General features: G+C 35.4%; 21 protein-coding genes and 2 pseudogenes. 11 read left to right on the top strand and 12 right to left on the bottom strand.

Annotated elements, in window-relative coordinates; genetic code table 11:
- Positions 1–6 precede the first annotated feature (6 nt).
- Positions 7–1,209, top strand: a complete 1,203-nt coding sequence (locus QWZ06_RS08015; protein ID WP_290297052.1) for a C1 family peptidase — start codon at positions 7–9, stop codon at positions 1,207–1,209.
- 104 nt (positions 1,210–1,313) lie between these two features.
- Here QWZ06_RS08015 and QWZ06_RS08010 read toward each other — a convergent pair whose 3' ends face one another.
- Positions 1,314–1,778 (bottom strand): hypothetical protein, encoded by a 465-nt coding sequence (locus tag QWZ06_RS08010; RefSeq protein WP_290297050.1) that lies wholly within the window; start codon positions 1,776–1,778, stop codon positions 1,314–1,316.
- A 157-nt stretch (positions 1,779–1,935) separates the two neighbouring features.
- Between QWZ06_RS08010 and QWZ06_RS08005 the strand changes: the two genes are divergently transcribed.
- The 3 genes from QWZ06_RS08005 (at position 1,936) to QWZ06_RS07995 (ending at position 2,579) form a co-directional block, all read left to right on the top strand.
- Positions 1,936–2,091 carry a bacteriocin-like protein gene (locus tag QWZ06_RS08005; protein WP_290297048.1) on the top strand — a complete coding sequence of 52 codons (156 nt, stop codon included), beginning with the start codon at positions 1,936–1,938 and terminating at the stop codon, positions 2,089–2,091.
- A 44-nt stretch (positions 2,092–2,135) separates the two neighbouring features.
- Complete coding sequence (locus tag QWZ06_RS08000) at positions 2,136–2,297, top strand: bacteriocin-like protein (RefSeq protein ID WP_290297047.1); 162 nt, start codon at positions 2,136–2,138, stop codon at positions 2,295–2,297.
- A 126-nt stretch (positions 2,298–2,423) separates the two neighbouring features.
- Positions 2,424–2,579 carry a bacteriocin-like protein gene (locus QWZ06_RS07995; protein WP_290297045.1) on the top strand — a complete coding sequence of 52 codons (156 nt, stop codon included), beginning with the start codon at positions 2,424–2,426 and terminating at the stop codon, positions 2,577–2,579.
- Between the two features lie 189 nt (positions 2,580–2,768).
- On the opposite strand, the gene QWZ06_RS07990 is transcribed toward QWZ06_RS07995, so the two are convergent.
- Positions 2,769–3,830, bottom strand: a complete 1,062-nt coding sequence (locus QWZ06_RS07990; RefSeq protein WP_290297044.1) for an NADH:flavin oxidoreductase — start codon at positions 3,828–3,830, stop codon at positions 2,769–2,771.
- Positions 3,831–3,952: 122 nt separating this feature from the next.
- Here QWZ06_RS07990 and QWZ06_RS07985 point away from each other — a divergent pair, with 122 nt between their 5' ends.
- Entirely contained in the window at positions 3,953–4,336 is a 384-nt protein-coding gene (locus tag QWZ06_RS07985; protein ID WP_290297043.1) for a winged helix-turn-helix transcriptional regulator, read from the top strand.
- Between the two features lie 8 nt (positions 4,337–4,344).
- Here QWZ06_RS07985 and QWZ06_RS07980 read toward each other — a convergent pair whose 3' ends face one another.
- Positions 4,345–5,367: a hypothetical protein gene (locus QWZ06_RS07980; protein ID WP_290297042.1), complete on the bottom strand. Its 1,023-nt coding sequence runs from the start codon at positions 5,365–5,367 to the stop codon at positions 4,345–4,347.
- A gap of 46 nt (positions 5,368–5,413) precedes the next feature.
- Positions 5,414–6,220, bottom strand: a complete 807-nt coding sequence (locus tag QWZ06_RS07975; RefSeq protein ID WP_290297041.1) for a methyltransferase domain-containing protein — start codon at positions 6,218–6,220, stop codon at positions 5,414–5,416.
- Positions 6,221–6,300: 80 nt separating this feature from the next.
- Between QWZ06_RS07975 and QWZ06_RS07970 the strand changes: the two genes are divergently transcribed.
- On the top strand, positions 6,301–6,717 hold the full coding sequence (locus tag QWZ06_RS07970; RefSeq protein ID WP_290297040.1) for a carboxymuconolactone decarboxylase family protein: 417 nt from the start codon (positions 6,301–6,303) through the stop codon (positions 6,715–6,717).
- Positions 6,718–6,758: 41 nt separating this feature from the next.
- Here QWZ06_RS07970 and QWZ06_RS07965 read toward each other — a convergent pair whose 3' ends face one another.
- Positions 6,759–7,610, bottom strand: coding sequence for a GLPGLI family protein (locus tag QWZ06_RS07965; protein WP_290297039.1), 852 nt, complete (start codon positions 7,608–7,610; stop codon positions 6,759–6,761).
- Positions 7,611–7,640: 30 nt separating this feature from the next.
- Here QWZ06_RS07965 and QWZ06_RS27755 point away from each other — a divergent pair, with 30 nt between their 5' ends.
- Complete coding sequence (locus QWZ06_RS27755; RefSeq protein ID WP_353960006.1) at positions 7,641–7,826, top strand: carboxymuconolactone decarboxylase family protein; 186 nt, start codon at positions 7,641–7,643, stop codon at positions 7,824–7,826.
- Between the two features lie 179 nt (positions 7,827–8,005).
- Here the strand turns inward: QWZ06_RS27755 and QWZ06_RS07960 are convergent, their stop codons facing one another.
- Both QWZ06_RS07960 and QWZ06_RS07955 read right to left on the bottom strand, forming a co-directional pair.
- The gene (locus QWZ06_RS07960; RefSeq protein ID WP_290297036.1) at positions 8,006–8,194 is read right to left on the bottom strand and encodes a hypothetical protein; all 189 of its coding nucleotides are present in this window, start codon (positions 8,192–8,194) and stop codon (positions 8,006–8,008) included.
- A gap of 153 nt (positions 8,195–8,347) precedes the next feature.
- A pseudogene (locus QWZ06_RS07955) lies at positions 8,348–10,779 on the bottom strand (alpha-ketoacid dehydrogenase subunit alpha/beta).
- Between the two features lie 137 nt (positions 10,780–10,916).
- Between QWZ06_RS07955 and QWZ06_RS07950 the strand changes: the two are divergent.
- Positions 10,917–11,210: a hypothetical protein gene (locus tag QWZ06_RS07950; RefSeq protein WP_290297035.1), complete on the top strand. Its 294-nt coding sequence runs from the start codon at positions 10,917–10,919 to the stop codon at positions 11,208–11,210.
- 1 nt (position 11,211) lies between these two features.
- Here the strand turns inward: QWZ06_RS07950 and QWZ06_RS07945 are convergent, their stop codons facing one another.
- From QWZ06_RS07945 to queA, 5 genes and pseudogenes are all read right to left on the bottom strand, one after another.
- Entirely contained in the window at positions 11,212–12,189 is a 978-nt protein-coding gene (locus QWZ06_RS07945) for a polyprenyl synthetase family protein (RefSeq protein ID WP_290297033.1), read from the bottom strand.
- 76 nt (positions 12,190–12,265) lie between these two features.
- Positions 12,266–13,144, bottom strand: coding sequence for a hypothetical protein (locus QWZ06_RS07940; RefSeq protein WP_290297031.1), 879 nt, complete (start codon positions 13,142–13,144; stop codon positions 12,266–12,268).
- 172 nt (positions 13,145–13,316) lie between these two features.
- Positions 13,317–14,264, bottom strand: a complete 948-nt coding sequence (locus QWZ06_RS07935; RefSeq protein WP_290297030.1) for a sterol desaturase family protein — start codon at positions 14,262–14,264, stop codon at positions 13,317–13,319.
- 75 nt (positions 14,265–14,339) lie between these two features.
- Positions 14,340–15,372 (bottom strand): annotated as a pseudogene (gene rlmN, locus QWZ06_RS07930) (dual-specificity RNA methyltransferase RlmN).
- A gap of 72 nt (positions 15,373–15,444) precedes the next feature.
- Positions 15,445–16,494 carry a tRNA preQ1(34) S-adenosylmethionine ribosyltransferase-isomerase QueA gene (queA, locus tag QWZ06_RS07925; protein ID WP_290297028.1) on the bottom strand — a complete coding sequence of 350 codons (1,050 nt, stop codon included), beginning with the start codon at positions 16,492–16,494 and terminating at the stop codon, positions 15,445–15,447.
- 476 nt (positions 16,495–16,970) lie between these two features.
- On the opposite strand from queA, the gene QWZ06_RS07920 reads away from it, so the two are divergent.
- From QWZ06_RS07920 to QWZ06_RS07910, 3 genes are all read left to right on the top strand, one after another.
- On the top strand, positions 16,971–17,663 hold the full coding sequence (locus QWZ06_RS07920) for an AIM24 family protein (RefSeq protein WP_045499102.1): 693 nt from the start codon (positions 16,971–16,973) through the stop codon (positions 17,661–17,663).
- 47 nt (positions 17,664–17,710) lie between these two features.
- Positions 17,711–19,246, top strand: a complete 1,536-nt coding sequence (locus QWZ06_RS07915; protein WP_290297025.1) for a M61 family metallopeptidase — start codon at positions 17,711–17,713, stop codon at positions 19,244–19,246.
- 73 nt (positions 19,247–19,319) lie between these two features.
- Positions 19,320–20,393, top strand: coding sequence for a serine hydrolase domain-containing protein (locus QWZ06_RS07910; protein ID WP_290297024.1), 1,074 nt, complete (start codon positions 19,320–19,322; stop codon positions 20,391–20,393).
- Positions 20,394–20,591 lie beyond the last annotated feature (198 nt).

Here is a 20,591-nt window from a genome sequence, read left to right as displayed (position 1 = left end):
ACAGTAATGAAAAATGCGAAAATTGCATCATTACTTTTTGTTTTGTCTGCAGGAAGTATGATGTTTGCCCAAGATGACTTAATCAATAAGTTAAAAAACAACCACTCACAAAATGCTAATTTTCAGTTCACAACGTTAAAAGACGTTGGAGCTACTTCTGTAAAGAATCAGGGTTCATCAGGAACTTGCTGGAGCTACTCAGGAAACTCTTTCCTTGAATCTGAAATGCAGAGAATGGGCAAAAAACCTGTAGATCTTGCTGAAATCTTTACAGCCAGAAACTCTTATCATGATAAAGCGAAGTTATATGTTTTAAATAACGGAGCAATCAGCTGGGGTGACGGTGGAGAACTTCACGATGTAATCAACATGTACAAAAAGTACGGTGCAGTTCCTCAGGATGTGTATTCAGGATTGAAAGCTGGACAGACCACCAATAACTTCAAGGAAATGCAAGGGAAATTAAAGCCGGTTCTTGACAGTCTTGTTCAAGCTTCTTCTAAAGGGAAGCTTACAGATAATTGGATGGATTCTGTAGATGCTATTCTTGATGAATATCTAGGAAAAGTACCTGCCAACTTCACTTACGAAGGGAAAAATTACACACCTAAAACTTTTGCTAAAGAAGTAGTAGGAATTGATGCTGAGGATTATGTAGAATTATCTTCTTACAAAGATTACGCTTACTACCAAAAATTTGTAGTTCCAATTCCTGATAACTGGAGCCACGATTCAGATTGGAATGTCCCTATGAAAGATCTTACAGCAATCATTGATAATGCAGTAACAAAAGGATATTCTGTAGGTTGGGCAACTGACGTTTCTGAGCCTTATTTCTCTTATAAAAACGGGGTAGCTTATGTTCCTGATATGGAGTTAGATCAAATCAATGCAGAGAACAAACAAACTTTGTTTACAGAACCTAAAAAGGATAAAACAATTACTGAGGATATGCGTCAGAAAGCACTTAACAATCTTTCTACAACGGATGACCATGGTATGCACATCGTAGGATTGGCAAAAGATCAGACCGGTAAAGAATATTATATGGTGAAAAACTCTTGGGGAGTAACCAATGACTTCGCAGGATACCTTTACGTAACAAGACCTTATGTTGAATATAAGTCGACGGCAATTTTGGTTCACAAAAATGCTATTCCAAAGAATATTCTAAAGCAATTGAAACCAACTAAAAATATTGGTTTATAAGAAATCACTTCTGTCATTTTGATGTGACAGTTTTAGATATTTAAATCTGTTAAAAACGCGCTACCAGTATTATGGTAGCGCGTTTATTTTTATGCATCTGAAGATTATTTTTGAGTCAGGTGAAGATAATAATCTACTAAAGTGTATATTTTAGGTTTAGCTCCTATTTTATAATCAATAATCAACCATTTATTTTCAGATTTATTTTTATCAAAAACATCATTTTCTTTTGGAAAGTGAATGATTTTATGATGAGAATAAACAACTTTGGGAGCTGCTTCATATATCTCTGCCGAATAATAATTAGCATCATCAGCAATGGTATAAAAGTTATCTTCCCCTTGCTTCTTTTTAATTTCTTCTATCTCTTTTTCATCAGGGCTTAACAGTAATATTGTTGGTGTTGTAATGACTGTATCTGCCTTTATTTTTGGGGTGTCAGTAGGAAATTTTTCTTTTTGGTGTTCTGGAACATTTTTATCCGTAATATGGGATTCTGTTTGTTTATTTTCTTTTTTACAGGAGAAAAAGGATAATGATATTACAAGGAATAGATATTTACCTGACATATTATTTAGATTCTTTATTTTGTAGATTATAGATTCACAAAGAAACGGAAAAAACCCCTCCCACTCATCACTTTAACTTAATCCCATCATTTTCATTAAAAGATTGCGAGATTAATAAAAAATATTACATTTGTAACACTAAACAAATCACCAAAACATGAAAAACCTAAAAAAATTAGCAAAATCAGATCTAAAGAAAATCAATGGTGGAAATGCCCCAGAATGTCCAACAGGAAGTCAGGCATGCTATTATCCTGGTAAGGATGGATCTCAAAGATGGAGATGTATTCCTGAAACTATGGATTGCCCTTAATCTATTGAAAGTATAAATTAATATCAACCTACAAATTATTACCTATGAAAAATTTAAAAAAAATTGTAAAATCAGAACTAAAGAAAATTATTGGTGGAGCTGCTCCTATGTGTGAAAGCGGAGAGATGGCATGTCGTATTCCCGCTCAAGATGGTTACCCTGCCTACTGGGTTTGTGTACCGGTAGGATATGGATGCAGATTTTAAAACTAATTTTAAATCTCCGGAAAGCAGCTTACTTTAAACATAAAGAAAACTACAACCTACTTTTGTTTAGTAGCATCCGGATGTTGAAAAAATATAATATTTACAACCTATACTCATTACTAAAACATGAAAAATTTAAAGAAGTTATCAAAACCAGAATTAAAGAAAGTCAATGGTGGAAATGCTCCTGTCTGCGAACCCGGAGCAAGACCTTGTCGTTATAAAGCAGAAAATGGACAACCATCCTACTGGAATTGTGTAGCAAACGAATACGCCTGCTAATAAAAACAAAAACCCGCCTTCAGAAATTCTGAAAGCGGGTTTCTTTAATAAATAGGTGAAAATTAAATATAAAATAAAGTGAATTATGATGATTAATATGAATAATGAATTACCCATTTTACTTCGCAAGTGAATAAACTATGCTGTAAAAAATTAACTGCGAAGCTCATTAGCTATTCACTACCCATATTAAAATAATACGCTCATACTTTCTGCTGAAAAGTCCAAAAGAGATGCTGTATCGCCTTCTTTAATCTTTTGTACCCATTGGTAATCCTGTAAAATAGCTCGTCCTACGGCTACAAGATCGAATTCTTCATTATCCAATCTTTTAATCAATTCCGTAAGGTCTGTTTTTTCTGTTCCTTGCCCTGCAAATGCATTCAGGAAATCTCCGTTCAATCCTACAGAACCTACAGTAATTGTTGGCTGTCCCGTAATTTTCTTAGCCCATCCTGCAAAGTTCAAATTCGAACCTTCAAATTCCGGTTCCCAAAAACGGCGCTGTGAGCAATGGAAAATATCTACTCCAGCTTCTTTTAATGGCAACAACCAGTCTTCCATTTCAGTTGGTGTAAAGGCTAATTTAGTTTTATAGTCCTGTTGCTTCCACTGAGAAAGACGAATAATGATCGTAAAGTCCTCTCCTACTGCTGCTCTGATTGCCTTTACAACCTCAACAGCAAATCGGCTTCTTTCCTTTAAGGTTTTTCCGCCATATTCATCCGTTCTTGTATTAGATACTTCCCAGAAAAACTGATCAATCAGATAGCCATGTGCTCCATGAATTTCAAGACAATCAAAACCAAGATCTTTCGCTGACTTTGCAGAAGCTGCAAACTGTGCAATTGTATCCTGAATATCTTCAATAGTCATCGTTGATGCTTTCTCCATAGGCAATAATGGATATTCCTCAGACATTCTCGTATCTCCAACATGCCAAATCTGAGGCCCCATTTTACCTCCATTCTGGTGTACGGTATCAATAACGTTTTTCCAACCATTTAAAGCTTCGGTTCCGTAAAAATCCGGAATATTAGGAAGATTTTTAGAACCCGGTCTGTTGATAACAGTTCCCTCTGAAAGAATCAACCCTACTTCTGAAGCAGCTCTTCTTCCATAATAGTCAGCTATTTTTTGTGTAGGAACTCCATTGTCAGATTGTGCTCTGGTCATAGGTGCCATTACAATTCTATTTTTTAACTGTAAATTTTTATATTGAAACGGTTTAAATAATGATGATGTGCTCATATTTAAAATAACATTTTATAATTGTTACACAAAGTAACTAATAATAGTTCGTTTTTGTATCTTTTATTAAAAAAATAGTGGTAACTTCGCAGTAACTTACATTAGTAACATTAAAGTAACGTATGAAAAAGAATGAATTAATGCAGTACAGCTGTCCTTTAGGCAAAGCAATGGCCGCCTTAGGAAGCAAATGGAAACCGATTATTGTATTGGTCATTAAAGACCGAAGACTACGTTTTGGAGAACTTGCTGTACGCATTAATGTGATCTCCAGAAAGGTATTGACCGATCAGCTTCGTGAAATGGAAACTGATGGTTTGGTCATCCGCGAAGAGTTTAAAGAGCTGCCACCAAGAGTAGAATATTCGTTAACGGAAAAAGGATTAGCACTGTTGCCTATTTTATATCTTCTGGAAGAATGGGAAGCGAAATATCAGGTGAAGGGAACCTATTCGGAAGATTGCATCGAATTGATTAAGGAAAAGAAAAAAGCTGTTGAAATTTAAGCGGATAGTTATATTTCAATGATCTTAATCTTTATATTGTTTTTTTTCTGGTGTTTATTATAAATTGTATAATACATCAGCATTCTTCCATCATTCATTAAAAGGGTTTTATGAATATAAATTTTATGGGTATCTAAATCCTTAAGAGGCTGCAGATTCCCTCTTTTGAAGCTACTGATTTTCCTTGATGAAAAGATCACCAGATCATTTGAGTGATTAAAGCGTGCAAATTTTATAAAGCCTTTATATTCTGTATTCAATAGAATATCTATTCCGCTCTCTGTAGATTTCAGAATCATTAAGTGCTTTCCGGAACTCAGTATAATCTCTCCCAAAGCATTGATGTCCTGAATATTATATCGGTTGTTTTTTAAAAGATATTTGGTAATACTTCCTTTGTCTGCATCGATGACAAAAAGCTGGTTCTCTATTTTCCCCACAAATATATTTTCACAAGACATATAGGTGTGAAAATAGGATATATTAATATTTTCTGAAATATCCTGCAAGGGAATCTCTTTAATGCTTTCACCTATATGAGAGTGAAGAACTATTTTCAGGTGGTTATCTCCTATAAAAGTATTTTCGCCTATTTTCTTACGCTGCCATTTACTTTGAAAAGACAGAAGACTGTCACCATATACCCAAAGAGTGTCGATCAGATAATGTCTCAGAGCATTATCTTCATATTTCAGTTTTTTTCCCTCATTCCTGCGCTCTATATAGAGGCGGAACATATCCGGAGGAAAAACCGCTTTAATATTTTCAGCATTCAAAAAATTGATAGTGTCTGTACTCAATGAATTGATGAAGATTCTGCCATCTTTCAGTTTTTGAAAAAATTTGGTAGAATTAATTGTTGTAATATTCTCCCTGTCGTCCAGCTCAATACTTTTTCTGTATCCTTTAAAATCTGTAATGACAATTCTATAAGTTTTATGATGGTATAAATTTACAAGTAAAATAAACATTTCATCCACCTCTATCATATCATAAATGTACTCTTCTTCATCCCAAGGTATTGTCTTCATATGCTTTCTGTTTTTAAAATGTATTTTCTATTCATTTAAACTTCATTTAGTCTTTCTGTACAATAAGCATATTCGCAAAAGGAGTTATTTTTTTATTACCGGTTATTTTCAATCTGGAGGGAGCAATAGAGCTTTTCCATTGTTTCCAGCTTAAAAAATGGAATGCTCCGATATTAAAGAAAATAAAATTGGTGGTATCTCTGAACTGTTCTGAAATAATAATTATCCCCCCTTTCTTTAAAATCCTTTTAGCCTCTTTAAAAAACAAAACTCTTTTTTCATGATCTAAAATTTCGTGAAGGGCTGTCACCGCAAGAATCACATCCTGCGATCCATCTTCAAAAGGCAGCTTATCAGGAGATATTTTGATTTCTTTCGGGTTGGGAGGAAACATCTTTTTGGATACTTCAATACCACTTTCGTGCTCATGTCGGTTTCCGTAAATATCACAGACTGTTAAGTTCAAATGAGGATATTTTGCTTCTAATCGCTGTGACAAAGGATCAAAGCTTGCATGAATAACAACTGCATTTTCTGTTTTACTCCAATCTATATCTTCTTTTAAATCATTCAGTTCATAAAGATCAGAAGTGTCGTAAAGGATATAAGAGGCCAAAAGAGACGCAATGATATTCAAAATAATAAGAATACCCAATACCCTCAACAATACAGTAAAAACGGCTGAATCAAGCTGAAATGACAGTATAAAAAGAAAAAGTGACACCCCTATTCCCAGCAGGATCTTTTTATAATTGAAAAGAATAACTAATTTGGTAATTTTCATGGTATTTACTGATGTTCCCTGCTTCAAATATACAAATTCCTGTTCTGTATTTTCATCACCTACTTTCAAAAAGGTTAGTATAGCACAAAAAAGTAAGTATATCGTTTTACAACTGTTTCTGACCCAAATTTGCAGAAAAGATTTTCGTTATGAATTACAAAGAAATTGCAAAAGAAACCATTGGCCATCTGTATAAAGCCCATTCCAGTATCAGAAAATCCGGGATCGATGAAAAACTGATTGCACTGGCTGAACTGCGCGTGTCTCAAATCAACGGTTGTGCCTACTGCTGTAGCTATCATGCTAAAGAACTGCTTAATTTTGGCATTGAACAGGATATCATTAACCGATTACCAGGCTGGAGACATACCCAGGTTTTTGATGTAAAGCAGAAGCTTGTTTTGAGCTGGACAGAAGCCGTAACTTACAACAATAATGATTCTCAGGAAATCAAGGAAAAATTACTACAGCATTTTACAGAAAGAGAGTTTGTAGAATTAACTGCAAGTATAACTTTGATGAGTACTTTGAATAAACTGCGAATTCATTTAGCTGAACAGGATTAATATTAGATAGGCTGCCTGTATCAGGCAGCCTATCTAATAATTTATTCCAGCTCTATCGGGTTTAAATATTTTCTCATCAAATCCAATTCTTTCTGCCTTTGATTGATCTTTTCCTGACCTCCTAAGATGGTCGTACCGGAACTTGCCAGTGCAGCTGCTATATTGGCATCATTGGCTTTTAGGGTCTGTTGAAACTTCGGTTGGGTGGTTTCAATAGCTTCAGTATATCGGCTTTTCTTTATATTAATGAATTTTCCCACCAATTCAGAAGTGGGTACTGATTTTACAAGTTCAAAGTCATACTCATCTTTTTCATCTGATAATTTGATGATTAATCCTGGCAATCCACTGAATTTATAAGGGCCATAAGGCAGTGGGATTTCGGTTGAATACCAGGCAATCCAGTTTCTTCCCTTGTAGGTAACTGTTGCTTTTTTGCAGTTCATTGTATTGATGACTTTTGATTCATCCATAAGCTTCCAATTCCCTATTACAGGCTCTTTATAAGTAAGCACCGACATTCCAACCTGTTGAAAGTACTGTACCTTTTCATTGGTTTGTATAATGGTGTATGAAAATCTTGTTTTTGGTAATGATGTACCGGTTTTGAAACCCATGACTATACTTCCATCAGGGTTTTGGGTAGATACAATAGAGTTTGCCATCACTGTATCTTTTTTAAGAGATTGGGTACTGGCAAAAAAAGCACGATTTTCACCTACATGCAATGAGAAAAATTCTTCGTGTACATAATCAGCGGTCTGTGTATTGAGTTTAGCTTTTAGTTGATAGGTAAAATTCTCATGCAAAACCTCTTTTTTGCCTGATTGAGAATAGAATAAAATACTTAAAAATAAGAGTGATAATTGAAATAGTTTTTTAGTGTAATTCATGGATAGCGTTTTCACTATAAAAATGCACATATTTTTACAATTACAAAAGCAAAACATAATAAACGGATTGCACTGGCAGAACTTCACCTGTCTCAAATCAATGGCTGTACCTACTGCTATAGCTATCACGCTAAAGAACTTCTTAATTTTGGCATTGAACAGGATATCAAATCAAGGAAAAATTGTTACAGCATTTTACAGAAAGGGAGTTTGTAGAATTGACTGCAAGTATAATTTTGATGAGTACTTTGAATAAATTGCGAATTACTTTGGTTGAAGAGGATTAACTAACAAAAATCGATATTGTCCATTTCATTTATTCATTGATAATTTGTTAAGTTTTATTTGAACACTTTCAGGATAGCTACCATTGATGTAACTTACAAAATCTTTATCTATAACAGCTTTTGAGCCTGCTTTTGGAATTGAATCTCTGTATTTAAATAAAGGGTATCATTCTTTAGTTTGTAACTTCCTTTGTAAATATCTTTATCCCGCATCATCCCTTGAGAAATAAATTCAAAGCTTTTATCATCATACATTTTCAATGAAATCCAACCTAAAGGAGCTTCTCTATCAGCCAATAAAACTTCCTTTTTATTCTCTTTACAACTTATAACTATTACTATTAAATATAAAAATCTGAGTTTCATAGTTTATGATTGAGTTATTCAAACAAATATAAAGTAAAAAACCGCTCCCAAAGGAAGCGGTTTAAAATTTATCTAGAACCCTAATTAGAATATCGCCGGATATTTCTGAGGATTGGTTTCATTAAACATAGCGTAGATCTTTTCTACCATATCGTCTGTAGACGGCTTACTGAAATAGTCACCATCACTAGCATACGCTGGTCTGTGATCGTTAGCAGAAATTGTTAATGGATCTGAGTCTAAGTATCTGAAAGCTTTTTGCTTTTCTAAGATCTGTTGTAGGATGAATCCTGTTGTTCCCCCTTCTACATCTTCGTCGATTACTACTAATCTATTCGTTTTCTTAACACTTTCAGCAATTTCGTGAGATAAATCGAAAGGAATTAACGATTGGATATCGATTACTTCTGCAGAAATTCCTAGTTTTTCTAGTTCATTAGCAGCTTCTGTTACAATTCTCCATGTAGAACCATAAGTGACCAAAGTAACGTCTTTTCCTTCTTTTGTTACTTCAATTTTACCTACAGGAACTGTGAATTCACCTAAGTTATCAGGTTGTTTCTCTTTTAATCTGTATCCGTTCAGACATTCAACGATGATCGCAGGTTCGTCAGCCTGAAGCATTGTATTATAGAATCCAGCTGCTTTCGTAAGGTTTCTTGGTACCAATACTAAGATCCCTTTTGAAAGGTTAAGAATACCTGCCATTGGAGAACCTGAATGCCAGATTCCTTCCAATCTGTGACCTCTTGTTCTGATGATCAACGGAGCTTTCTGACCTCCTTTCGTTCTGTAATGTACTGTTGCCAGATCATCACTCATTCCTTGTAAGCAGTAAAGAACATAGTCTAAGTACTGAATTTCAGCGATAGGTCTCAACCCTCTCATCGCCATTCCAATTCCTTGTCCTAAAATCGTAGCTTCACGGATTCCCGTATCAGCGATACGTAATGCTCCGTATTTTTCCTGCATTCCTTCCAATCCCTGGTTTACGTCACCGATGTTTCCGGTATCTTCTCCAAAGATTAGGGTTTCAGGATATTTTTCAAAGATTTTATCAAAGTTATTTCTGATCACTACTCTTCCGTCTACATCTTCAGAACTGTCTGAGTAAACAGGCTTAATTTCCTGAACATTTTCAGCTTTCCATTCAGACTGAGAATATAAGTGAGATGAATAGTTGTCTTTTTCGATTTCAAATACTTCATGGTATTTCTGCATCAATTGGCTTCTTTCTGCCGAATGGGTACCTCTTGTCGCCAATAAAGCTTTTCTTGCTAAATGGAATACATCTTTCTTCGCTTTTGAAACCAATTTATTGAAGTGAGTTAATGCAGTTTCTACATCAGCATTCTGACCTTTAAGGTTTCTACTAAAGGAATAATAGACTGGATCAATTCTTTGATCGCTGTCTGATAGTTTTCCCAAGCTGTTTTTTGTCCGGTCTTAGCTGTTTTTTTAGCTTCTTCGTCAATCGCTTCCAATTCTTCAGCAGTAGCAATTACTTCTTCTTTTCCATCAATTTCGATAGAATAGTTCAGAATCCACTCTTTGAATTTCACTAATCCGTCAAACTCAGCTTCCCAAGCCAAACGTGCTTCATTTTTATATCTTTCGTGAGATCCTGATGTAGAGTGCCCTTGAGGCTGGGTAACATCTACCACGTGTACTACTACAGGAACACTTTCTGTTCTTGCAAAATGTTCTGCTTTAGCATAAGCCTCTAATAATGCTGCATAATCCCAAGCTTTCACCTGAATGATTTCACAACCTTGGTTCTCGCCTTCTTTTCTCTGGAAACCACTTAGCATTTCGCTGATATCAGCTTTTGCTCTCTGGTTTTTAGTAGGAACAGAAATTCCATATCCGTCATCCCAGATCGATACGATCATAGGAACCTGAAGTGCACATGCAGCATTCAAGGTTTCCCAGAAGTGACCTTCTGCGGTAGAAGCATCACCAATCGTTCCAAAAGCAATCTCATTTCCTTCTCTTGAAAACTTCTCAGAACCGTCAAATTTTACATTTTTATATATAGTGGAAGCCTGAGCTAATCCTAATAATCTTGGCATCTGCCCTGCTGTAGGTGAAATATCGGAAGAAATATTTTTCTGCGCCGTCAAATCTTTCCAGCTTCCATCTTCATTTAAGCTTCTTGTAGCAAAGTGTCCGTTCATTTGTCTTCCTGCTGAAGCCGGCTCTCTTTCCACACTTGTATCAGCATACATTTGTGCAAAGAAACTTTCTGCCGTTAAAGCATTTATTGCCAATGCAAAAGTTTGGTCTCTATAATACCCTGAACGGAAGTCTCCATTTCTGAAAACCTTCGCCATGGCAAGCTGAGGAAGTTCCTTTCCATCCCCAAAAATTCCAAATTTAGCTTTTCCGGTAAGTACCTCTCTCCTTCCGAGATAAGACATTTCACGAGAAACTCTTCCTAATCTATAATCATCAAGTATTTGATTTTTAAAGTCCTGGAAGGATATTTGCTGTGTTTCAATATAGGTTGTTTGCATAGCTAAGTAAAAAAGTTTTTGTTCTTCAAGTATTCCGCTAATATACACTTTTTAAATTAATTTTAATTTTTAATAATCTTTTTTAAAAATTTGATAATAATAAAAATTGTGCTTTATTTTGAAAAAAATTGTAAAAGATGGATAAAAAGTCACCCCATATTTTGAATGCATCCAGCAATCTTTTGGGATTTTCTTTGATTATTATTACCTCATTGAAAATCGCTAAGATCAGCCAGAATACGTATTTGGACGAATTCGCGGGTTTTGCCTGCATCCTTTTTGCGTTCAGCTGTTTCTTTTCATTTCTGGCTATCAGAACAAATAAAGAACAGCGGGAATACACCTATGAGAGTATTGCGGATTATTTATTTTTAATCGCTTTATTTTGTATTGTTCTAGCCGTTATAATTGTAACCCTAAAAATTATTTAATTTAAAATTTTCGCTCAATTACATAATCCAGCATACTATGTAAAGATTTTCTTGCTTCAGACTCCGGGAATTCATTTAGAATATCTTTTGCCTTCTGCTGGAAATCTTTCATTACGGTGATAGCATATTCTAATCCCCCGGAATTTTTAACAAACTCTATCAGCTCTTTTACGCGTTTTGGATTGTTATTATAACGCTTAATTGTATCGAAATAGTATTTTCGGTCCTTTTCATTGGCTGCTTTCAGGGTATGTATTAAAGGAAGAGTCATCTTCTTTTCTTTAATATCAATTCCTACAGGCTTACCAATTACATTGGAGCTTAAATAATCGAAAAGGTCATCTTTGATCTGGAAAGCCATTCCTGTAAAAGTACCGAAGTCCTGCATTTTTTTGGCAAGAGTTTCGTCTGCATTGTTAGACAATACTCCAATCTCGCAGCAGGCGGCAATTAAAGTGGCTGTTTTCTGACGGATAATCTCATAATAGACATCTTCTGTAATATCCAGTTTTCTGGCCTTCTCCAACTGTAGAAGCTCTCCTTCAGACATTTCACGAATGGTTCTTGAAATGACACCTAGTAAATCGTAATCTTTATGGTCTGTAGATAATAATACCGATTTTGATAATAAGTAATCTCCTACCAAAACAGCGATCTTATTCTTCCATAATGCATTAATAGAAAAGAAATTACGACGTTTAAAACTTTCATCCACCACATCATCGTGCACCAAGGTCGCTGTATGAATCAATTCGATCATGGAAGCTCCACGATAGGTCTTCTCTGTAACACTTCCTACCAGCTTGGCACAAAGAAACACAAACATAGGGCGCATCTGCTTCCCTTTGGTAGTAACAATAAAACGGGTTACTTTATCCAATAAAGCTACTTTACTCTGCATTGACTCATAAAACTTCTGTTCAAAAAGTTTCATTTCATCATTGATCGGTTGCTTGATTTCTTCTACGATATTTGCCACAATCTGCGAATGCTGGGTGAATAAAATTATTAATTCTCACAAAGATAATTTTTTTCGCTCAATTTTAAGCGAAAAATTAATCCCTGAATTGGTCTTTAGGAATAAAATAAAGTGAAGGCTTTGTCTTTCCTAATGGAGATTTGAATTTTTCTGCTGAAATAGACATTCCTGTTTCATCCACTGCAATTCCTTCAACCTGTCCTATTGACAAAGCACTTCCTAAATAATAATGCTTAGGGGTTTCTTTAAAAAATATTCCAGGTTCAGTTTCTGTAAAAACATCCATAAATACTTCTGTTTTTTTGCTATACCCGACCAAATAAAGCTTTTTATCAAAGTAAGCAGCATCCGTCACCATAAAATTAGTTTTATAGACTTCTGCTTTTACAGCATCCTGTTTTTCAGTCTTTTCAGGATCTATAACGTAATGAACTGTCGATTTTGACACCCATTCTTTAGTAAAAAGATGAAGTTTCCCATGAGCATATACCATTGCTTCTCCGTCAAAATCTGTCTTGTAATAGTTCGATATATAATCCGTTTGTTCAGGATAGTGAAACTTAATCTCTCTTACCTGGCTATTTTGCAGACTGTCTCCCTGAAACGGTACTTTATAAATGGTAAGATGTCTTCGGCTTCCGTCATTATTTCCGAAATCTCCAATATAGAAGTTACTGCCATCACTCGTTAGCGCTTCCCAATCGGTATTTTTAGCATTTACTTTTAATGTTTTAACTACTTCTCCTGAGGTTTTATTGATTTCAAATAATTCAGGGGCATTTCCGCTATCATTGAAAGTATACAATTTTCCATTAAAGAAATTCAATCCGGAGGTCTCCTGAATCTTGTCATCCAGATGGCTGACTCTGTATTTTTTTATTTTCAGGAAATCTGTTTGTTGAGAAAATGCGGCTTGAAAGGCAAGAAAAGCCAATAGCAGAAGTGTTCTTTTCATAGGGCAAAAATAGGACTTTTAGTTTAAATGGAGAGATTGCTGAGCTGGTGTAGGTTAGAATATGGGAGCTGTGAATTACGGGATACGTGGCGCGTGATTAAAGTTTCGTTCATTTTCAAAAAACAGAAGGACGAGCTAAAGCCCGTCCTTATTTATAGATTTTTATTGATCATTATGCAGTTTTCTGCTGTTTTTCATTCTTTCCCTGCTCTTTTTGTGCCTGCTTTGCAAAGTATTCTTTTTGGTATTGTCTTACCGTTTTTCCGGTTCCGTCATGTCGCCATCCCGGTGAATTGAAAATATAGTTGATTCTATCTGTAAATTTTAATCCTGGCTGTTTCAAATCTTTCCAGATTTTTCTCCATTCATAGAAGAGTACCGTATCAGGTCTGTTGTCCGGCATTTTTGGATAGATCCCATATTTTACAGGAATATTCGGGTCTTCTTTCTGGAAAGTACCGAATATCTTATCCCAGATAATAAGGCACATTCCCATATTTTTATCCAGATACTTAATATTACAAGCATGATGTACACGGTGGTGAGAAGGAGTTACCAATATATATTCTAAGAATCCCATACTTTTTACCGTCTGTGTGTGTACCCATGTTCCATATACCTGCCCTATAGCATACGCTACCATGATATGCCAAGGATTGAATCCTAGGAACGCTAATGGCGAGAAGTATAAATATCTGTAAAGCGGCTGTAAAACCGGGCTTCTGAACCCCGTCGTAAGGTTGAAAAATTCTGAACTATGGTGCGTAATATGAACAGCCCAGAAAGCTCTGGAACGATGATCCACATAATGCAAGACATAGTAAGCAAAATCCGTGATTATAAAACAAGCTATTAAGTACCAAATGCTAAGATCCCATGAAAAAAGTTTGTGGCTGTAAAAGAAAAACATCACCCCCATTGCAAACGCCTTCATGATCAGGTCAAGACCAAAGTTCATCAAAGCAAGATAAACATTTGTAGCAAGGTCTTTTCCACTGTATAACTTTGCCTCTGACACGTGGCTATAAATCATTTCGGCTAAAATAACTGTAGCATGCAATGGAATCGACCATGCATATACATTTTCTAGTCCGTTCTCGCTCATAAAATACTCCATCATCACAAAATAATTTTGTGCAAAGGTAGGGCTTTAAGCTATGTTTTAAGGGGAAATTAAGTTTTTTTTAAGGAAATTTTAATCTGCATTTTTGTTGGCTAACTGACCACAAGCAGCATCAATATCACCTCCACGGCTTCTTCTCACCATTACTGTAATACCTGCATTTTCAAGCTGACGGATATAGTTTTCTTCAGCCTGTTTGTTACATTGGTCGTATTTTCCGTCCCCGATTGGGTTGTATTGAATAAGGTTACCTTAGAAGGAACCTGTTTACAGTATTTGATTAAAGCTTTGATATCTTCATCACCATCATTAATTCCTTTCCATACACAATATTCGAAAGTAATTACCGAACCTGTTTTCTGATACCAGTACTGAAGTGCCTCCATAATATCCGTTAATGGGAATTTATCTGAGAAAGGCATAATTTCATTACGCTTTACTTCAATCGCTGAGTGAAGAGACAATGCAAGTTTCACACGCAATTCATCATCAGCAAGCATTTTGATCATTTTTGGAATTCCTGAAGTAGAAACAGTAATTCTTCTTGGTGACATTCCTAATCCTTCCGGCTGAGTGATCTTTCTGATGGCTTCTACTACATTTTTGTAGTTCATCATTGGTTCTCCCATTCCCATGAATACAATATTGGAAAGGGGTCTGTCAAATACATTCTGCTTTGGCTGTCAATCAGAGCAACCTGGTCTACAATTTCTGCTACTTCAAGATTTCTCATTCTCTTGAGTTTGGCAGTAGCACAGAATTCGCAATTCAATGAGCAGCCTACCTGTGAAGATACACAAGCTGTTGTTCTTGTTTCTGTTGGAATAAGAACAGATTCTACCAATAATCCATCGTGAAGTTTCACTCCATTTTTGATGGTTCCGTCAGTACTTTTTTGAAGAAGATCTACGGATACGGGATTAATGGTATATTCTTCGGAAATTCTTTCACGAAGTGGTTTCGAAAGATTCGTCATTTCATCGATCGAATGGAGGTTTTTACTCCATAACCAGTCATAGACCTGCTTCGCACGAAACGGCTTTTCTCCTAAAGAAACAAAGTATTCTTTAAGCTGATCTAGTGATAATGTACGGATATCTTTCATTGTAAAGTTGTAGATTTTAGGTTGCAGGTTGCAGATAACAATTACCTGCAACCTATTCCCTAATATCTTTTTTTATAGAATTAACATTGCGTCACCGTAAGAATAGAATTTATACTTTTCTTTTACGGCTTCTTCATAAGCATGCATAATAAAATCTCTTCCTGCAAATGCAGCAATCATCATGATCAATGTAGACTTCGGTGTGTGGAAGTTTGTGATCATTGAGTTAGCAACTCCGAAATCGTGAGGTGGATAGATGAATTTGTTTGTCCAACCGTTGAAAGCAGAGATTTTTTTGTTTGAAGAAACAGAAGTTTCCAATGCTCTCATGGTAGTTGTTCCTACTGCACAAACTCTTCTGTGAGATTCTACTGCTTTATTAATGATCAAAGCATTTTTCTCATCAATGATGATCTCTTCAGATTCCATTTTGTGCTTAGAAAGATCTTCTACCTCAATTGGGTTGAAAGTTCCTAATCCTACGTGAAGGGTAACTTCAGCAAAATTGATTCCTTTGATCTCTAATCTCTTCATCAAGTGTTTAGAGAAGTGAAGACCTGCTGTAGGTGCTGCTACCGCTCCTTCTACTTTAGCGTAGATTGTTTGGTATCTTTCTGCATCTTCCGGCTCTACTGCTCTTTTGATATATTTTGGAAGTGGAGTTTCTCCTAATTCCTTCAATTTCGATCTGAATTCTTCATAAGAACCGTCGAATAAGAATCTTAATGTTCTCCCTCTTGAAGTCGTGTTATCGATAACTTCAGCTACCAAAGACTCATCTTCAGTGAAGAATAATTTGTTACCAATTCTGATTTTTCTTGCCGGATCTACCAAAACATCCCAAACTCTTGTTTCCTTATCAAGCTCTCTTAAAAGGAAAACTTCAATTTTAGCACCTGTTTTCTCTTTGTTTCCATAAAGACGTGCAGGGAAAACTTTAGTATTGTTGAAGATAAACAAATCGTCCTCGTCAAAATAATCTACTACATCTTTGAATAATTTGTGCTGGATAGTTTCTGTTTTTCTATCAAGTACCATTAATCTAGCTTCATCTCTGTGCTCTGATGGGTGTTCTGCCAATAATTCCGCAGGAAGATCAAAATTAAAATCTGATGTTTTCATTTTTTAAATTACGGTTTAAAAATTATTGAAATTACAAGGTGTAATTTTCGGAGTGCAAATATACGACATTGAACACCCCTTTGTCAAGTATTATTTTTCAATCAAATATAAAACCGTGATTTTATGGGAAATTTGAAAGGTTAAAAAGAGTATTTTTGGAAAATTGAGATTGAGTATAGAATCTACAAGCAAGATATAATTCATTGATAGTCCGAATCATAATAAATACACAACTGAATCATTCAGCTGGATCGGACGGATTGAAGAATACGGGTTTATATCGTTTGGCATTCGTTTAAAAATTGAAAATAATTATGTAAATGATAATGAAAACTGCGAAGAACATGATGGAAAACCTGTCTGATCGAGACTTAAAATTTATGGATCTGAACCCTAAAAGTAACAAAAGGGAGTATAACTTCGACAAACTAAAGCAATAACACTCTATAAAAACAACCAGTTAAAAAATTATAATTATGAGCAAATATTCAATTGAAGCATTTATCAATGAGACTAAGGAGAATCCACAACAAAGGGATTATTTTGAATTGGAAACCAAACACCTTTTAGAAATCAACCTTAATAATCAAGCCGTTTGGACTAAAAAAGGAAGTATGGTAAGCTACGTAGGAAATATCAACTTTGAAAGACAGGGCATGCTGGCAGGTGGAATTGGAAACTTACTGAAAAAAGCCATCAGTGGAGAAGGAAGCAAGCTGATGAAAGCTGAGGGTACAGGGAAACTGTATGTTGCAGACTCTGGTAAAAAGGTTCGCATCCTTTATTTGAATAATGAATCGGTTTGTGTGAATGGAAATGACGTTTTAGCTCACGAACAAAGTGTAAATAGTGATATTACAATGCTGAAAAGTATTGCAGGCATGATGTCCGGTGGTCTTTTTCAGGTAAAGCTTTCCGGAACCGGCCATATTGCCATTACTACTCATGGTGATCCTTTAACCTTATTGGTAACTCCTGACACACCTGTTTTTACCGATCCTAATGCTACTGTTGCCTGGTCTGGAAACCTCAGCCCTGAACTGAAAACTAATGTATCTTTCAAAAGTCTTATCGGAAGAGGGAGCGGTGAAGAATTCCAGATGAAATTTTCAGGACACGGCTGGGTATTGATCCAACCTTATGAAGAGGTATATTATATGGAAAAATAAGATTTAACCTTGCCAATTTTTGTACTTTCATAAAAACTAAAAGACAGATGAATAACCTGATAAAGTTACTTTTTGTACTGGTTCTACTTCCTAATGTAATTATTGCCCAAAAATCAAAGAGAAATTACGAATACCATATAGACCTTCTTCATGTATCCAATGATGAAGTCTCGGTTTCTTTTGCTCCGCCTAAAAATAATCTTAACCAGGGAAAGTTTATTATTCCCAAGCTGGTTCCCGGATTTTATCAGGCCATGAACTTTGGGCAATACGTTTCTAATTTTACAGCGACCGATAAAAACGGAAAAAAAATACATACCGAACGACTGGATAAAAATAGCTGGATGGTACACGACTTAAAGCGTGTAAAAAAAATATCCTATCAGGTTGCTGATGGATGGGATTCTTTGGAAAAGGATACCCAAGAAGCCAAGTCTCCAGGCACCATGTTTAAAAAGGACAGTGTCTTTGTGATCAATTATAATTCTCTGGTAGGATATTTTGAAGAAATGAAGGACATTCCTTATCAGATTAACATTACAAAAAATAAAGATTTTTATGCTTCTTCTGCTCTGAATTATCAACAGAAAAATAAAAACACCGATAGGGTTTGGGCTAAAGATTACCGACAATTGGTAGACTCTCCTGTTTTATATTGCGTTCCTGATACAACATGGTTGAAAATAGGACATACTGAAGTACTTGTATCTTTCTATAACAGTAAAGAGCGGCATTATTCGAAAACAATAGCTCGTGAAATAGAGAATATTTTGAAGAATCAACAGGCGTACCTGGGAGGAACTTTACCTGTCAATAAATATGCCTTCCTGATCTATTATGAATCTTCAAATGAAAGTGGATATTTGGGAGACGGGCTGGAGCATTCTCATTCTACAGTCTGCCTCTATCGTTCCGGAAGCATGAACTTTCTTCCTGATGCTTTAAACAGAGTGGCCTCCCATGAGTTTTTTCATATCGTGACTCCTCTCAACATTCACTCAGGAGAAATTCAGCATTATGACTTTCTGAATCCTGTGATGTCTAAACACCTGTGGTTATATGAGGGTATGACGGAATATGCAACTATTCATATGCCAATAAAACAAAAAATGATCAGTTTGGAGGATTTTGAAAAAACGTTGGAGGAAAAGATAAAAGGGATGAAGGAATTCGATGATAAATTATCTTTCACGGAAATCAGTAAAAATGCAATGACCAGACAGGATCAGTATATGAATTTTTATCAAAAAGGAGCATTACTCGGGTTATGTCTGGATATCAGATTACGAGAACTTTCAGGAGGAAAAATGGGAACTCAGGATCTGATGCTAGAATTGATGAAAAAATATGGCGAGGGTAAATACTTCAATGATGATGATCTGTTTGATGAAATTACCAAAATGACCTATCCGGAAATCCGTACATTTTTTAAGGATTTTATAGAAGGCACCCAGCCTATTCCTTTGAAAGAATATCTTACAAAAGTAGGTTTTGTTTATGATGAAAACACGGGAAAAGTAAGTCTGATACCTAATCCCGATTCAAAACAACTTGCTTTAAGAAAGGCATGGATAAATCAATAAGCTTGAGATTGTAAGAGAGGAATCCAGTATTATAGGTACCTTCATCTATTGACCCTATTATAAAACCATTGTTATGAAAAAACTACTTTCAGGATTGTTATTGCTCATCATTCATTTAGCCTATCCACAAATGCAGAAAGTTGAGCAAGTGATTGATTCCTGCGTAAAGAAGGATAATTTCAATGGTTCTGTTTTACTGGCTTTGAATGGAAAGACCGAATTACTTACTTATAATGGTTTGTCCAATAGACATTATAACATCAGCTTTTCTGATGAAACGAGGTTTCATATCTTTTCGCTTACCAAAACCTTTACGGCAGTATTGATTATGCAGCTTTATGAAAAGGGAAAAATCAATTTGGAGGCTACCATCTCTACCTATTATCCCGAATACAAGGGAGAAGCGGGAACAAAAGCAACAATACGAAATCTTCTCACCTATAGCAGTGGCCGGGAAAATAAGGATATCAGCTCACCAGAACTTATTCATCAGGCTTATGACAATACGATCTGGAATCTTGATGATTTTATTACGACTTTTCTTTCTGAAAAATTAGTCAATAAACCCGGAACAAAATTCAGCTATAACAATGGAGATTTTATACTGCTAGGTAAGATTATTGAGAAAATATACAACAAACCTTTTGAAGAAGTTCTCAAAGAACAAATATTAATTCCTCTTAATATGCAAAACACCGGGTTTCTTCATCACAATGATATCATCAAGAATATAGATGAAGGATATGCAGCCGATTCATCAGATCCATTTACTCTCCATATGCCTACCAATACCTATATTGATAATTTTTATTCTGCAGGAGCTATGTATTCTACTCCTAAAGATCTTCTTATTTTTGATCAGGCTATATTTAACCATAAGCTATTTAAGAAGGCTACATTAGAGACAATGCTTACGGCGGATAAAAACCTTGAAGATACAGCACTAGGGTTTTGGGTATATTCTAAAAAATTTGGTCATGTGAATACACTATTTGCAGAACGACAGGGAGAAGGATATGGCCATAGCGCCAATTGGGTACATCTGGTTGATAAAGGGCTTTCTTTAATTATTTTATCCAACACAAAAAACATCCAATACTTAAACAAAATGAGAGAAAGAGTAATCAAGGCTTATTATGGGCAGTGATTCTTTTTCAGCTATATTTTATCTTTTATTAACCACCCCGGCAAAAATTCTTTGAATTTTTACCACCCCTCCGGAGGAGAGGAATAATCATCCATTGAAATAATGGTCATTATAGAAATTATAGGTAATGCTCTACGGTATTCATCTCCACATATCAAAAGAGTAACACTCTTAAATCCGAACCCCGACTCTAAAACC

Source organism: Chryseobacterium tructae, assembly GCF_030409875.1.
Classification (GTDB): Bacteria; Bacteroidota; Bacteroidia; order Flavobacteriales; family Weeksellaceae; genus Chryseobacterium; species Chryseobacterium tructae.
The sequence above is the reverse complement of the archived record's forward strand: the minus strand, read 5'-3'. Positions and strand labels throughout refer to the sequence as shown.